Annotated in this window: 13 protein-coding genes; 10 read left to right on the forward strand and 3 right to left on the reverse strand. The window is 67.6% G+C overall.

Features of this window, described 5'->3' with window-relative positions; translation table 11 throughout:
• Position 1 precedes the first annotated feature (1 nt).
• The 7 genes from AC5LXX_RS30995 (at position 2) to AC5LXX_RS31025 (ending at position 8,180) form a co-directional block, all read left to right on the forward strand.
• A complete protein-coding gene (locus AC5LXX_RS30995) occupies positions 2-916 on the forward strand; it encodes an ABC transporter permease subunit (protein ID WP_493413947.1) in 915 nt (304 codons plus the stop codon).
• Positions 913-1,845 carry an ABC transporter permease subunit gene (locus AC5LXX_RS31000; protein WP_493413948.1) on the forward strand — a complete coding sequence of 311 codons (933 nt, stop codon included), beginning with the start codon at positions 913-915 and terminating at the stop codon, positions 1,843-1,845. The genes AC5LXX_RS30995 and AC5LXX_RS31000 overlap by 4 nt, the downstream gene beginning before the upstream one ends.
• A 21-nt stretch (positions 1,846-1,866) precedes the next feature.
• Entirely contained in the window at positions 1,867-3,432 is a 1,566-nt protein-coding gene (locus tag AC5LXX_RS31005; protein ID WP_493413949.1) for a DUF3138 family protein, read from the forward strand.
• Positions 3,433-3,458: 26 nt separating this feature from the next.
• On the forward strand, positions 3,459-4,751 hold the full coding sequence (locus tag AC5LXX_RS31010; RefSeq protein WP_493413950.1) for an NAD(P)/FAD-dependent oxidoreductase: 1,293 nt from the start codon (positions 3,459-3,461) through the stop codon (positions 4,749-4,751).
• Positions 4,752-4,822: 71 nt separating this feature from the next.
• Positions 4,823-5,203 carry a cupin domain-containing protein gene (locus tag AC5LXX_RS31015; protein WP_493413951.1) on the forward strand — a complete coding sequence of 127 codons (381 nt, stop codon included), beginning with the start codon at positions 4,823-4,825 and terminating at the stop codon, positions 5,201-5,203.
• A gap of 45 nt (positions 5,204-5,248) precedes the next feature.
• Positions 5,249-6,664, forward strand: a complete 1,416-nt coding sequence (locus AC5LXX_RS31020; RefSeq protein ID WP_493413952.1) for an amidase family protein — start codon at positions 5,249-5,251, stop codon at positions 6,662-6,664.
• 25 nt (positions 6,665-6,689) lie between these two features.
• Entirely contained in the window at positions 6,690-8,180 is a 1,491-nt protein-coding gene (locus tag AC5LXX_RS31025) for an aldehyde dehydrogenase (RefSeq protein ID WP_493413953.1), read from the forward strand.
• A gap of 38 nt (positions 8,181-8,218) precedes the next feature.
• Here the strand turns inward: AC5LXX_RS31025 and AC5LXX_RS31030 are convergent, their stop codons facing one another.
• The gene (locus AC5LXX_RS31030; protein WP_493413954.1) at positions 8,219-10,063 is read right to left on the reverse strand and encodes an ABC transporter ATP-binding protein; all 1,845 of its coding nucleotides are present in this window, start codon (positions 10,061-10,063) and stop codon (positions 8,219-8,221) included.
• 105 nt (positions 10,064-10,168) lie between these two features.
• On the reverse strand, positions 10,169-11,188 hold the full coding sequence (locus tag AC5LXX_RS31035; RefSeq protein ID WP_493413955.1) for an alpha/beta hydrolase family protein: 1,020 nt from the start codon (positions 11,186-11,188) through the stop codon (positions 10,169-10,171).
• Between the two features lie 147 nt (positions 11,189-11,335).
• On the opposite strand from AC5LXX_RS31035, the gene AC5LXX_RS31040 reads away from it, so the two are divergent.
• Entirely contained in the window at positions 11,336-11,932 is a 597-nt protein-coding gene (locus tag AC5LXX_RS31040; protein ID WP_493413956.1) for a TetR/AcrR family transcriptional regulator, read from the forward strand.
• 21 nt (positions 11,933-11,953) lie between these two features.
• On the opposite strand, the gene AC5LXX_RS31045 is transcribed toward AC5LXX_RS31040, so the two are convergent.
• The gene (locus AC5LXX_RS31045) at positions 11,954-12,766 is read right to left on the reverse strand and encodes a DNA-binding transcriptional regulator (protein ID WP_493414315.1); all 813 of its coding nucleotides are present in this window, start codon (positions 12,764-12,766) and stop codon (positions 11,954-11,956) included.
• Positions 12,767-12,930: 164 nt separating this feature from the next.
• Between AC5LXX_RS31045 and AC5LXX_RS31050 the strand changes: the two genes are divergently transcribed.
• Together AC5LXX_RS31050 and AC5LXX_RS31055 are read left to right on the forward strand one after the other, a co-directional pair.
• Positions 12,931-14,778, forward strand: a complete 1,848-nt coding sequence (locus AC5LXX_RS31050) for a bifunctional 3-(3-hydroxy-phenyl)propionate/3-hydroxycinnamic acid hydroxylase (protein ID WP_493413957.1) — start codon at positions 12,931-12,933, stop codon at positions 14,776-14,778.
• Between the two features lies 1 nt (position 14,779).
• Positions 14,780-15,733 (forward strand): 3-carboxyethylcatechol 2,3-dioxygenase, encoded by a 954-nt coding sequence (locus tag AC5LXX_RS31055; protein WP_493413958.1) that lies wholly within the window; start codon positions 14,780-14,782, stop codon positions 15,731-15,733.

The raw sequence follows: 15,733 nt of genomic DNA on the forward strand, positions 1-15,733 counted from the left end.
CATGACGAAACCTTCCGCTTCCTCGCTGTCTCGCTTCCTGCCGTCAGGCCGCGGCGTTGCGATCGGCGTACCGTTCCTGTGGCTCGTGATCTTCTTTGCGCTGCCGTTCGTGCTGGTGCTGAAGATCAGCTTCGCCGACCAGATGCTCGGCATCCCGCCCTACACGGCGCTCGCGCGGCTGGAGGCCGGCACCGTGCAGTTGGTGCTGTCGCTGAAGCATTACGCGCTGCTGCTGCAGGACGACCTGTACCTGAACACGTACGTCAGCTCGCTGAAGATGGCCGCCGCGTCGACGCTGATGTGCCTGCTGGCCGGCTATCCGATCGCGTACTGCATCGCACGCGCGGCGCCGGCGCGCCGCAACCTGCTGATGATGGCCGTGATGCTGCCGTTCTGGACGTCGTTCCTGATTCGCGTCTATGCATGGGTCGGGATCATGAAGGACGACGGGCTGCTGAATCACGCGCTGGCCGCGCTCGGCATGATCGCGACGCCGCTGCGCCTGTATCACACCGACGCGGGCGTCTATATCGGGATGGTCTACTCGTACCTGCCGTTCATGGTGATGCCGCTGTACGCGCACCTCGTGAAGATGGACCTCACGCTGCTCGAGGCCGCGAACGATCTCGGCGCGATACCGTGGTCCGCGTTCTGGCGCATCACGCTGCCGCTGTCGAGGAACGGCATCGTTGCGGGCAGCCTGCTCGTGTTCATCCCGGCCGTCGGCGAATACGTGATTCCCGAACTGCTCGGCGGCGCGAACACGCTGATGCTCGGCCGTGTGATGTGGGACGAGTTCTTCAACAACATGGACTGGCCGATGGCGTCCGCCGTCACGGTGACGATGGTGCTGGTGCTGCTCGTGCCGATGGCGCTGCTCCACTACAGCCAGACCGAAGCGGAGGCACGGCAATGACCCGCGCGAATCGCATCCTGTCCGCGTGCGTGCTGGGCGCGGGCTTCCTGTTCCTGTACGTGCCGATCGTCAGTCTGGTCGTCTATTCGTTCAACGCGTCGAGGCTCGTGACGGTATGGACGGGCTTCTCGCTGAAATGGTACGGCGCGCTGCTGCACGACGACGAACTGCTGACGGCCGCATGGCTGTCGCTGAAGATCGCGCTGCTGACGGCCACCGCGTCGGTCGCGATCGGCACGTGGGCCGGCTTCGTGCTCGCCCGCATGGGGCGCTTTCGCGGCTTCACGCTGTATGCCGCGATGATCAACGCGCCGCTGGTGATTCCCGAAGTGATCCAGGGCATCTCGCTGCTGCTGCTGTTCGTCGCGATGCAGCAGACCTTCGGCTGGCCGGCCGGGCGCGGCTGGCTGACGATCTGGATCGGCCACGTGATGCTGTGCCTGTCGTTCGTCGCGGTGATCGTGCAATCGCGCGTGAAGGAACTCGACCGCTCGATCGAGGAGGCAGCACTCGATCTCGGCGCGCGGCCATGGAAGGTGTTTTTCGTGATCACGTTGCCGCTGATCGCGCAGGCGCTGGTGTCCGGCTGGCTGCTCGCGTTTACGGTGTCGATCGACGACGTGATCCTGTCCGCGTTCCTGTCCGGCCCCGGCTCGACGACACTGCCGCTCGTCGTGTTCTCGCGCGTGCGGCTCGGGTTGAATCCGGAGATGAATGCGCTGGCCACGGTGTTCATCACGGCCGTGACGATCGGTGTCGTCGTCGTGAACCGCGCGATGCTGGCCCGCGAACGGAAGCAGGCGCGCGACGCGCGTGCGTGGCATGCGGCGTCCGCGCCCGATGCGTCGGCTCCGTCTTCCGTCTTGTCGCCTGCGCGCCCGTCGCCCGCGCAGCCCCGGCATACCCCCGCACCGCATCCCGTGAAGTGAATGACGACAAGGAGACTTTCCGTGAAAAAGAAACTGCTTTGCGCGCTGATCGCCGGTGCGCTGCCGGGGCTCGCCGCCGCGAACTCGAGCGCCGACCAGATCAGGGCGCTGCAACAACAGCTCGCGGTGCTGCAGCGGCAGATGAACGCGCTGCAGTCGCAGCTCGCCGCGAAGCCGGCGGCGGCACCGGTCGCGTCGAATGCGATTTCCGCCGCAGCGGCCGCCGACCCGTCGGCGCCGGGCTACGGGCAGGCGCTGGCCGCGCTGACCAACGACGACGTGACGGAAATCCGCCAGCAGGTCGCGAACCAGCAGCTGAAGGTCGATTCGCTGACCGATGCCGCGCGCACGGGACCGATCGCGGGGCTGTCGGTGACGGGCTATCTCGACCCGACCTACGTGTACAACCGCGGCGGCGGCACGTCGTCGTTCCAGTTCGCGAATCATGAGAACGCGTACACCTATTACAACAGCACGTTCGGCGACGTGTTCCTCGACATCAAGAAGACCTTCGGCGTCGGCCCGACCGCGCCGTCCGCGGAAATCACGCTGATGCCGAACCGCGGTGCGGGCCTGTCGATGATGACGGGCAGCGGCGCGAGCGGGCTCGACATCGTGAACACGGCAATCGTCACGGTGCCGTTGTCGGGCACGACCTCGTTCATCGGCGGGCTCGTGCTCGGCTTCGGCGGCTATGAGTACCAGCAGTCGAGCCAGATGCTCACGCTCACGCACAACCTGCTGTACGACTTCTCCGATCCCGGCTCGTCGATCGGCGCCGGCATCAACTACCAGAGTGCGGACGGCCACTGGGCATGGAAGTTCTTCGTCGGCAACGAGCAGTTTCGCAGCGCGGGCGCGGTCACGCAGACGGGCGTCAACGCGCTCGGCGATCCGATCACGACCAGCAACAAGGTGCCGACGTTCACCGCGCGCATCGACTACATGCGCGGCAGCGCGCTCGACCTCGGCGGCTCGATCAACATCGGCCGCCAGACGCTGATGAGCGCCGTCGATCCGGCGACCGGCAACGTGCGCTATGGCGTGGGCGGCAATGCGCCGAGCGCGTACGGCGCGTTCTTCTTCGGTGAAGCCGATGCGACCTACACGGTGGCCGATGCGCAGTACAACGCGGAACTCGACTACGGCCAGCAGCAGCACGGCGCATTCAACGGCGGGCTCGCGCAATGGTTCGGGCTGTCGCTGCTCGCGCATCGCAAGTTCAATGCGCCGGTGGTCGGACGCATGGGTGCGACGTTGCGCTACGACCTGCTCGTGAACCGGAAGAACGGCGGTGGCGGATCGTCGATCGCCCTGAACGGCAACGGGATGGATCCGAACAACGGCTTCGGCATCGACGCGGATTGCCTCGCGCAGTCGAAGGCGAATGGCGGCGTCGGCTTCGAATGCAAGGGCGCGACGCGGCAGGCGGCGGCGTTCGACCTGCTGTTCTACCCGACCCAGCAGGTGACGGTGAAGGTCGAATACCGGCACGACTGGGCGAGCAACAAGGTTTTCCTGCGTCACGACGGGTCGTATGCGAAGTCGAACGACCTGCTCGCGACCCAACTCATCTACGCGTTCTGACGCGACGCCGATCGCGAGTCTTACCTATGCTCAAGTTCAAGAACCAGCAACATGTTCAGTCGTACTATGCAGCGACCGTCAACAACCGCGTGCGAAATCCGGCGCTCGACGGGGCCGTGAGCGCCGATGTATGCGTGATCGGCGGCGGGCTGACGGGCCTGTCGGCGGCGCTCGATCTTGCCGAGCGCGGTCATTCGGTCGTGCTCGTCGAGGCTTCGAAGATCGGCTGGGGCGCAAGCGGGCGCAACGGCGGCCAGTTGATCGCCGGTTACTCGTGCGACATCGATACGTTTTCAGCCCATCTGCGGGAGGACGACGTGCGGCGTATATGGGCGATGGGGCTGGAGTCGGTCGACATCGTCAGGCAGCGGGTCGAACGGCACGGCATCGATTGCGACCTGACCTTCGGCTACCTGACCGCCGCGAACAAGCCGCGCCATCTCGACGCGCTGCGCGCGTGGCGCGACGCCGCGGCGAGCCGCTTCGGCTATCGCGACTGCGACATCGTCGAGCGGGCCGACATGCAGCACTTCGTCGCGTCCGACCGTTACGTCGGCGGCCTGCGTCACGAAGGCAGCGGCCACCTGCATCCGCTGAACTACACGCTCGGCCTCGCGCGCGCGGCACGCGAAGCCGGCGTGACGATCCACGAGGACACGCCCGCGCTCGCGCTCGATCGCGCCGCGCCTTACCACCGCGTCCGGTGCGCGCGCGGGCACGTGGATGCCCGCTATGTCGTGCTGGCCTGCAACGCGTATCTCGGGCAGCTGGCGCCGTCGGTCGCGCGCAAGATCATCCCCGTCGCAACCTACTTGGTTGCCACGGAGCCGCTCGGCGACGCGCGTGCGGCGCAGACGATGCCGGCCGACGCGGCGATCAGCGACTGCAATTCGGCGCTCGACTATTTCCGGCTCACGCGCGACCGCCGGCTGCTGTGGGGCGGCAAGGCCAGCAGCTCGACGAACACGCCGCGCGACCTCGCGGCCGCGATGCGGCGCGACATGCTGAAGACGTTCCCGCAGCTTGCCGACGTGCGGATCGACTACGCGTGGGGCGGCCTGATCGACGCGACGATGAATCGCGCGCCGCATTTCGGCCGGCTCGAACCGACCGTGTATTTCGCGCAGGGCTTCTCCGGGCACGGCGTCAACGTGACGGGCCTGGCCGGCCGGCTGATCGCGGAAGCGATCGATGCGCAGGCCGCGCGCTTCGACCTGTTCGGCCGGATTCGGCATCGCGATTTCCCGGGGGGGCGCGTGCTGCGCACGCCGATGCTGGCGCTCGCGATGACGTGGCACCGGGCCATGGACCTGCTTTGACCCGCGCTGGCCGGCTCGCCAGGTCGCGCGGACCCGCGACGTTTCTGAACACTCACACCCTGGAGGCAACCATGACCGACATCACCCATCTCGTCGACCTGATGCGAGCGCCGGCGAAGCTCACGCAGAGCCGCGTGCCGAGCGGGCTGCTGCTCGACGGCAACCCGATGCAGACGCTGTCGCATCACTACATCAGCCCGTGCGGGCAGTTCAGTTGCGGGATCTGGGCATGCACGCCCGGCCGCTGGACGATCGAATACGACGAGTCGGAGTACTGCGAGATGCTGAGCGGTGTCGCGATCGTGCGCGACGCGGACGGCCGCGAACGCGTGCTGCGCGCCGGCGACCGCTTCGTGATTCCGCCGGGCTTTCGCGGCACGTGGGAAGTCGTCGAAACGTGCCGCAAGATCTACGCATCGCACGCACCCCAGGCTGCGCAGCCGGGCGCGTGACGCGGCCGAGTCAATCCAATCAGCGAGATCAACGAGGAGCAACCCATGACCCAGGAATTGTGGCGTCTCAGCGCAGCAGAAATGGCCGCGCATGTCGCGCGGCGCGACGTGTCGGCAACGGAACTCACACGCAGTTGCCTGCAGCGGCTCGAGCAGGTGAACCCCGTCATCAACGCGATCGTCGACGTGATGGCCGACAGCGCGCTGCAGGCGGCGTCGGAGGCGGATGTCGCGATCGCGCGCGGCGCGCCGCTCGGCCCGCTGCACGGCGTGCCGGTGACCGTGAAGATCAACGTCGATACGGCCGGACACGCGACGACCAACGGCGTGCGCGCGTTCTCCGACCTGATCGCGCAGGAAGACAGCCCGGTGACCGCGAACCTGCGCAAGGCCGGTGCGATCGTGATCGGGCGCAGCAATGCGCCGGCGTTTTCGTACCGCTGGTTCACCGACAACGAATTGCACGGCCGCACGTCGAATCCGTGGGATGCATCGCTGACGCCGGGCGGCTCCAGTGGCGGCGCGGCCGCGGCGGTGGCTGCCGGCATCGGCGCGATCGCGCACGGCAACGACCTCGGCGGCTCGATCCGCTACCCGGCCTACGCGTGCGGTGTCGCGGGGCTGCGGCCGAGTACCGGGCGCGTGCCGGCGTACAACCCGACGCAGTCGAAGGATCGCACGCTCGCGGTGCAACTCGCGTCGGTGCAGGGGCCGCTCGCGCGGACGGTCGGCGATCTGCGTCTTGCGCTCGACGCGATGTCGGCCGGCGACGCACGCGACGCATGGTGGATGCCGGTCGCGCCGGCTGCGCGCGAGGCTGCATTCCCCGCGCGCGTGGCCGTGTGTGCCGAACTGCCCGGCGTGCCGACCGACCCGGCGGTCGTCGACGCGATCCGGCAGGCCGCGCGCTGGCTCGAAGACGCCGGCTGCATCGTCGAGGAAGCGACGCCGCCGCGGTTCGCCGAAGCGTGCGAACTGTGGCTCGACCTGGTGACCAACGAGGCGCGCAGCGGGCTCGGCGACGTGATCATGCAGCACGGCGACGCGGCGATCCGCACCGCGTTCGCGAGCCAGCGCAATCTGGCCGCGCCGCTGGACCTGGCCGGCTACATGAACGGCCTTGCGCGGCGCACCGCGCTGCTGCGCGACTGGCAGCAGTTCTTCGCACGCTATCCGTTGCTCTTGATGCCCGTGTCGTGCGCGCGGCCGTTCGCGATCGACGCCGACTTGCAGGGCGACGCCGCGATGCGCGGGATCGTCGACCGGCAGGGGCCGCTGCTTGCAACCGCGCTGCTCGGCCTGCCGGGCCTGTCGGTGCCGACCGGCATCCGCGACGGCGTGCCGACCGGCGTGCAACTCGTCGCCGGGCGCTTCCAGGAGGCGCTGTGTCTCGCCGCGGGCGAAGCGATCGAGGCGCGCGCGGGCATCTTCACGCCGATCGATCCGGTTCGCGGATCGTGATGCGCCACTTTTCACGGGGAAACGCATGACTCAACCGACATTCGAAGACTGGCAGGCCCGCGCGGCCCTGCTGCGGATCGAAGGGCGCGCATTCATCGACGGCGAGGCGCGCGACGCACATGCCGGCGCGACCTTCGCCTGTGTGAGCCCGATCGACGGGTGCGTGCTCGCGCATGTGGCCGATTGCGGCACCGACGACGTCGACCACGCGGTCGCCGCTGCACGCCGCGCGTTCGATGCGCAGGTGTGGGCCGGCATGAATCCGCGCGCCCGCAAGGCCGTGCTGCAGCGCTGGGCGGCACTGATGCGCGAGCACGCGGACGAGCTCGCATTGCTCGAGACGCTCGACACCGGCAAGCCGGTCGCCGATACCACGGCGATCGACATCCCGGCCGCCGCGCATTGCGTCGACTGGTACGCGGAAGCAATCGACAAGATCGGCGGCGAAGTTGCGCCGGCCGATCACCATCTGCTCGGGCTCGTCACGCGCGAGCCGATTGGCGTCGTCGCAGCGGTCGTGCCGTGGAATTTCCCGCTGCTGATGGCCGCATGGAAGTTCGCGCCGGCGCTCGCGGCAGGCAACAGCGTGGTGCTCAAGCCGTCGGAGAAATCGCCGCTGACCGCGATCCGCGTCGCGCAGCTCGCGAGCGACGCCGGTATGCCGGCGGGCGTATTCAACGTCGTGCCGGGCGGTGCGGAGCCGGGCAGGGCGCTGGCGCTGCATCGCGACGTCGACTGCATCGCGTTCACGGGGTCGACGCGCACCGGGCAGCAGATCATGGCGTGCGCCGCGCAATCGAACCTGAAACGCGTGTGGCTCGAACTCGGCGGCAAGTCGCCGAACATCGTGCTGCCCGATTGTCCCGATCTCGACCGCGCCGCACAGGCGGCCGCCGATGCGATCTTCTTCAACATGGGCGAAGTGTGCACGGCCGGCTCGCGCCTGCTCGTGCATCGCGACATCAACGACGCCTTCGTTGCGAAGCTGGTCGATGCGTCGCGTCGCTTCGCGCCCGGGCATCCGCTCGATCCTGCGGTGACGATGGGCGCGATCGTCGATCGCACGCAGCTCGATCGCGTGATGGGCTACATCGATCTCGGGCGCGACGAAGGCCGCCTCGTGACGGGCGGCGCGCGCGTGCGCGAGGAGACGGGCGGGTTCTATGTCGAGCCGACGGTGTTCGAGGTGAAGCCCGATGCGAAGATTGCGCGGGAGGAGATCTTCGGGCCCGTGCTGTCGGTGATCGCGTTCGACGATGTCGACGAAGCCGTGCGCATTGCCAACGACACCGAGTACGGGCTCGCGGCGGCCGTCTGGTCGGCCGATCTGTCGACCGCGCACGGCGTCGCGCGGCGCTTGCGCGCGGGCACCGTGTGGGTCAACTGCTACGGCGACGGCAGCGACGACATGAACTTTCCGTTCGGCGGTTACAAGCTGTCGGGCAACGGCCGCGACAAGTCGCTGCATGCGCTCGACAAGTACACCGAGCTGAAATCGACGATCGTGCGGCTGTAACGTCGGGCGCGCGGCACGCTTGCACGAAGGTGCCGCGCCTACTGTACCGCTTCCTCGGTTTCGCCGAGGAACCCGCCGCTCTGGTGCGCCCACAGCGCCGCATAGATGCCGCCGGCGTTCAGCAGCTGCTGGTGCGTGCCTTCCTCGACGATGCGCCCTTCGTCGAGCACGATCAGCCGGTCCATCGCGGCGATCGTCGACAGCCGGTGCGCGATCGCGATCACCGTCTTGTCGCGCATCAGCGTGTCGAGGCTGCGCTGGATCGCGACTTCGACTTCGGAATCGAGCGCGCTGGTCGCCTCGTCGAGCACGAGAATCGGTGCGTCCTTGAGCATCACGCGCGCGATCGCGACACGCTGCCGCTGGCCGCCCGACAGCTTCACGCCGCGCTCGCCGACCTCGACGTCGTAGCCGCTGCGCCCGTGGCGGTCGCGCAGCCGGTCGATGAACTCGGTCGCTTCGGCCCGCGCGGCCGCCTCCTGCATCTCGCGCTCGGTCGCGTCGGGCCGCCCGTACAGCAGGTTCTCGCGCATCGTGCGGTGCAGCAGCGACGTGTCCTGCGTGACCATCCCGATCGCGCTGCGCAGGCTGTCCTGCGTCACGTGCGCGATGTCCTGCCCGTCGATCCGGATCGTGCCGCCGTTCACGTCGTAAAAGCGCAGCAGCAGGTTCACGAGCGTCGACTTGCCGGCGCCAGAGCGGCCGATCAGGCCGATCCGCTCGCCCGGCCGGATCGTCAGGTTCAGCCCGTCGAACACCGTGCGGTCGTTGTCCTCGTGTGCGAACTGCACGTTGTCGAACACGATCCCGCCGCGCTGCACGACGAGCGCCTTCGCATCGGGCGCGTCGACCACGCTGCGTACCTTCGTCAGCGTGTTGATGCCGTCCTGGATCGTGCCGACGTTCTCGAACAGCTCGGTCATTTCCCACATGATCCAGTGCGAGTAGCTCGACAGGCGCAGCGCCATCGCGATCACGGCCGCGACGACGCCCGCGGTCGCCTCGCCGTGCATCCACAGATAGAGCGCGAGCCCGGCCGAGCCGACCAGCAGCAGCGTCGACAGCAGGTGGTTGACGATCTCGAACGCGCTGACGAGGCGCATCTGCGCGTCGCCGGTCGCCTTGAACGCTTCCATCGCGCGTCGTGCATGGTCGGCTTCCCGCCGCGTGTGCGAAAACAGCTTGACGGTCGTGATGTTCGAATACGCGTCGGTGATGCGGCCCGTCATCAGCGCGCGTGCGTCGGCCTGCCGGCTGCCGACGGCGCCCAGGCGCGGCACGAAATACGCGCACGCGGCGCCGTAGCCGAGCGCCCACAGCACGAGCGGAATCATCAGCCGCCAGTCGAAGCTTGCCGCCAGCACGAGGATGCCGATCAGGTAGGCGGTGACGCCGATCACGACGTCGACCGACATGAACAGCGCGTCGCGCACCGCGAGTGCGGTCTGCATGATCTTGGTCGTCACGCGGCCCGCGAATTCGTTCGCGTAGAAGGACAGGCTCTGGTCGAGCATCAGCCGGTGAAACAGCCAGCGCAGCCGCATCGGGAAGTTGATCGCGAGCACCTGGTGCTTGACCATCGTGTGCAGCGCGATCAGCAGCGCGCTGCCCGCGAGGATCGCCGCGAAGCCGGCGAGCGTGCCGAAGTGGCGGCCGCCGAATTCCGCCGGCGTCGACGTCGACAGCCAGTCGACCACGTGCCCCATCATCGCGAACAGCGCGGCTTCGTACGCGGCCAGCGCGGCCGACGTCAGCGCGATCAGCAGGATCCAGCCGCGTGCGCCTTTCGTGCATGCCCAGACGAACGAGAAGAATCCCTTCGGCGGCGTGACGGGATCTTCGAGCGGGAAGGTCGGCAGGCGACGTTCGAACCACGAATACATTGAGACTTCTCCTTGGTGCGGCCACGCGGGTTGGCGTGACCGGTATTGCCTGATGCCTGTTTCATGCGCGGCGCCCGCCGAGGCGGCGCCGGGTTGCACACGTATTCACTGCGACCGGATCCACGCTTCGATCGGGCCGAGCGTACCCGGCGCATACGCGTGGCGCCCGAGCGCCATGTACAGCCACGCCTTCCACTTCGGCCAGTCGGACTCGAGCTGGTAGTCGAACCACCCGGCGCGCAGCAATGCATGCGTCGCCGCGGGCACCACGACGACGCGCCGGTCGGGTCGGTTCGCGAACGCTTGCGCGTAGGTGCTCGCTTCGTCGACCGGATCGACATTGCGGTCCAGCGCGCCCCACACGGCCAGCACGGGCCCCTGCATCGTCGCAAGCGCCTGTGACGCGTCTTCCGAGTAGTTGCGCGCGATGAAGCCGAAACGGCGCGGCTCGATGTCCGGGCGGCGGGCCGGATCGGCCGGCACGTCCGCCCGGACGAAGATGGCGTCGTTCTCGCGTCGCTCGGCGGCCAGTGTCGCATCGATTCGATCCGGCTGCAGGCCGGTTGCCAGGAGTTGCTGCCGGGTCAGGTAGGTGCCTTGTCGGCGCCAGCTGACGGCGCCGCCGACGATCACCGAGAACGCCGGCTGGACTGCGTTCGCCACGCGCGGAACGACCCAGCCGCCCTGCGAGAAACCGAGCAGGCCGACCTTGTGTGCGGGGCCGGCGACGGCGCGCACGCGCGCCATCGCGGCGATCGTCTCGTTCGCGCGGTCCTGCATCGATTGCGCGAGCCAGTCGCCGCCGCTGCGGCCGGTGCCTTGCTTGTCCCACGCGAATACGCCGATACCGGCGTCGAGCAGGCTGTTGACGAGGGGCAGCATCGCGTCGTCCGCGAAGCGTGTGCGCGGCCCGTCGCCGTGGACGAGTAGCACGATCGGCGCTTCGGGCGCGTGCGCCGGCAGCGCGAGCGTGCCGACGAGGTCGGCGCCGCCCGCGTGGAACGCGAGCGTCGACACGTTCGCGCCCTTCAGTTCGAAATCGGACAGGCCGCGCAGCGCGAGCGCGCCGGCCGCGACGCATGCGAACAGGACGACTGCGATGCCGGCAACGGCGATGCGCTTCATTGGCCCTCTCTCTGGTTGTCTAAGCGCATGCCGCAGGCGCCCCGTGCATGGGCACGGTGCCTTGACGCCTGTGGTGCATCGCCATGATAATAGATCGACTAATCAGTCTAATAAATATTAGAGCCATCGTCGAGCCCGGAATTCCCGTTGAGAAAGATCGATCCTGAAAGAGTGGAAGCGAAGCGGCGCCAGATCCTGGACGCCGCGATCGGCTGTTTTGCGCGCGACGGCTTCCATGCGACGTCCACGGCCGCGATCTGCAAGGCGGCCGGGATGAGCCCCGGCAACCTGTTTCACTACTTCCCGACGAAGGCGGCGATCATCGAGGCGATCGCGCAGGACGACCAGCGCGAGATGGCCGAATTGTTCGCGCGGCATGCGGACGCCGCCGACGCGCTGGCCGCAATCGAGGAAATCGCGCTGGCGTTGATGGAACGGTCGAGCGATCCCGTCTATGCGCGGATCAGCATCGAGACCGCTGCCGAGGCGACGCGCAATCCCGATGTGGCCGCGCTGTTCGCGGCCAACGAGGCGCAGGTGAAGGGGCGGATGGCCGCGCTGATCAAGCGCGGCGTGACGCAGGGGACGATCGACGGAAGCCTGAAGCCGGATCTCGTCGCGACGTGGGTGCTCGCGCTGGCGGAAGGGGCGGTTTGCCGCGTCGTGTTCGAGCCGGGGTTCAAGCCGCGCGCGCATCGCGCGATGCTGCGGACAATCATTCAGCGGATGTTGCGGCCCCAGTGAGGATGGGGGCCGTGGATTCGTTTAGGCCGATGGATGCGGTTGAGTCCCGGGTTCCTGCTTCAATGCCGCGGCAATTTCCAGCGCCGTTTTCTGCAACTCGGGCACATAACGGCGCGTGGCGTCTGCGAGACTGACCGCGCGTGACAGGAAGACAATATTGAGGCTCGCGATCACGCGCTCGTCCGCGTTGATCGCGACCGCCACCGCACCGATTTTCGCCTGCGCGGCCCAGTCGCCGTGATTCGATCCGAAACCATCCTCGCGCACCCGCCGGATCAGCTTGCGCACGAGCGCATCGTTTCGCGCGAACGCCTGTTGCTCCTCGCCGCCCGCGCCGGAGCGCAACAGTTCCAGAATGTCCTCGCGCTCCTCGTCGGGGCACATTGCGAAGTAGGCGCGGCCCGCCGCCGTCAGCAAGATCGGCAAACGCCGCCCGACCATCGCGCGATGAAACGACAGTCGGCTGAAGCGATGCGTCGTCTCGCGGATGATCATCGCGTCGCCATCGGGCGTCGTCAGATCGGATGGCCACGCCACGCGCTGCAGTAGCTGCCCCATGATCGGCGGCGCCACGGTCGCGATGCGCTCGGTATCGGTGAATCCCTCGCTCAACGCACGCACGGCGAGCGTCAGCCGGAAGCTGTCGTCCGATGGGCTGCGGCGCACGAACCCTTCCTCCATCAACGTTTCGAGCAGACGGCGCACCGTGGTGCGATGCAGGCCGGTCAGATCGGCGATCTGTTGACTCGTTGCGCGTCCGTCTTCCATCGCATTCAGCGCGCGCAACACCTGAAGGCCGCGCGCCAGTCCACGCACGTTCGTGTAGGTCGTCACGTCGAAAATCCCATTGAAATCAATCATGTGCATTCTATGCACATTCTGGAGATTTTGTTGAGGGCGTTTTCGGCGGTCCATAAACTGCATTCATAAGCTGAACGACCGGGAGCCAGGTGCCTCGCCGGTTCAGCACATCGGACAAGCCCAGTCAGGAGACAAGCATGCGCCCCGCCTTTGAACCGGCGGCCGGCAACGGCCGCGCTCATCCTCACGAAACGACACATCGTTCGATCGACGCCGATGTCGCCATCATCGGCGCAGGCCCGGTCGGCCTGATGATCGCGAACATGCTCGGTCTGCAGGGCGTGCGCGTTGTCGTGATCGAGAAGCTCGCGCAGATCATCGACTATCCGCGCGCCATCGGCCTCGACGACGAAGCACTGCGGGTGTTCCAGTCGGTCGGCCTGGTCGACGCGCTGCTGCCGCACACCACGCCGAATCACTGGATGCGCTTCACGCTGAAAGGGAAGTGCTTCGCGTCGATCGAGCCGCGCACCGACGAGTTCGGCTGGCCGCGCCGCAATGCGTTCATCCAGCCGCTCGCCGATCAGATCCTGTACCGCGGTCTCGCGCGTTTCGACCATGTGTCGACGCTGCTTGGCCACGGCGTCGACAGCTTCGCGCAGGACGAGGAGGGGGTGACGATCGACGCGACCGACGCGCACGGTGTGAAGACGACGATCCGCGCCGCGTACATGGTCGGCGCGGACGGCGGCAACAGCCTGGTGCGCCGCACGCTCGACGTGCCGTTCGAAGGCCGCACGAAGCCGAATCAATGGATCGTGATCGACGTGCGCAACGATCCGATCGGCTCTCCGCATATCTATCTGCATTGCGACGCGCGTCGTCCCTACGTGTCGGCGGCGCTGCCGCACGGCATCCGGCGCTTCGAATTCATGGTGATGCCCGGCGAGACGGAGGCGGAACTGTCGAAGCCGGAGAACATGGCGGCGTTGGTGCGCGGGGTCGTCGACGATCCCGACAAGGTCGACTACATTCGTCAGCGGGTCTATACGCACAACGCGCGGCTCGCGCGCACGTTCCGCGTGAAGCGCATCCTGCTCGCGGGGGACGCCGCGCACATCATGCCGGTGTGGCAGGGGCAGGGTTACAACAGCGGCATTCGCGACGCGAGCAATCTCGGCTGGAAGCTCGCGATGGTCGTGAAAGGCACGGCGCACGACGCGCTGCTCGATACCTACACGATTGAGCGGCGCGCCCACGCGCGCTCGATGATCCACCTCTCGGAAGTCGCAGGCGATATCTTCGCGCCGACGAGCTTCTTCGGATCGAAAGTGCGCGACGCGTTTGTGCGCTGTTTCGACATGCTGCCTTCCTTGAAGCGCTACTTCGTCGAAATGCGCTTCAAGCCGATGCCACGCTATGAAGAAGGCGTCGTGCTGCTGGCGCGACGCGCGCGGTCCGACGGCCTGCTCGCGCGCCTGATCGCGAAGCGCGGGCACGGCGCGTTCGGGCGGCTGGTCGGCCTGATGAGCGAGAAGCGCGAATCCCTGATCGGGCGGCTGGTGCATGGCCGTGATGCGCAGGCGGGCACCCCCGTCGGCCGCATGTTCATCCAGCCGCGCGCGCGTCTCGCGGACGGCAGCATCGTCCGGCTCGACGATGCGATCGGCAACCGCTTCGCGATCGTGGGCTGGGGCACGGACCCGACCTTCGGCCTGACGCCCGAGGCGCGCCGCATCTGGCGCGCGCTGGGCGGATGCTTCGTGCTCGCGAAGCCCGACCCGCAACTCGCCTTCCACGATGACGTGCCCGACGACGTGATCGCCATCGGCGATGTCGATTCGCGCCTGCGCGACTGGTTCGCGCGCGTGCCGGAATCGGTCGTGCTATTGCGGCCGGACCGTTTCGTGGCGGGCATGTGCTCGCCGCAATGCGTGTCGGATTGTGTGTCGCAGCTCGCACAAAAGCTGTCGCTTCCGATGACCACGGATGCGACGACCCACGACGCGACATTCGCGCATGCCGCCGACCTGGTAGGGGCCTGAGATGCCGATCCATCTCGAATGCATGTCGCACACGCCGCTGCGCGGCTATTTCGATCCCGAGCCGGCCGTCGTCGCGGAAGTCGAAAAGGTGCAGCGCGCGGCGCGCGAGCGGGTCGACGCGTTCGATCCGGAGCTGGTGATTGTGTTCGCGCCGGATCACTACAACGGATTTTTCTACGACGTGATGCCGCAGTTCTGCATCGGCGTGGGGGCGACGGCCATCGGCGATTTCGGCAGCGCGGCCGGCCCGTTGCCCGTTGCGCGCGAGGTGGCGCTCGCGCTCGCCGATGCCACGCTCGCAAGTGATGTCGACGTCGCCGTGTCGTATCGCATGCAGGTCGATCACGGCTGCGCGCAGGCGCTCGAGGTACTCACCGGCGGTATCGACCGCTATCCGGTGGTGCCGGTCTTCATCAACTCGGTTGCGCCGCCGATGGCGTCGTGCCGCCGCGCGCGACTGCTCGGCGATGCGATGGGCCGTGCCGTCGCGCGCCTGAACCGGCGCGTGTTGCTGATCGGCTCGGGCGGTATCTCGCATGAGCCGCCGGTGCCGGAAATCGCGGGCGCGGACGATGTCGTCGCGGAACGGTTGATCGCGGGCCGCGACCCGTCGCCGGCGTCGCGCGATGCGCGGCAATCCCGCACCGTCGCGGCGGCCAGGGCATTCGCGGCGGGCGACAGCCGCCTGCATCCGCTCAATCCAGCATGGGACCGCATGTTCCTCGAACTGCTCGAGCGCGGTGAACTTACCGCCGCCGATGGCCTCACGAACGAAGCAATCACGCGTGAGGCGGGCAAGTCCGCGCACGAGATCCGCACGTGGATCGCCGCATTCGGTGCGCTCGCAGCGAGCGGCCCTTACGCGGCATCGATCGATTACTACCGCGCGATTCCGGAATGGATCGCGGGCTTCGGCGCGATGCACGCGCGAGAACGGGCCCTTTCCAGGAGATAA

This window comes from Burkholderia torrens (assembly GCF_984668525.1).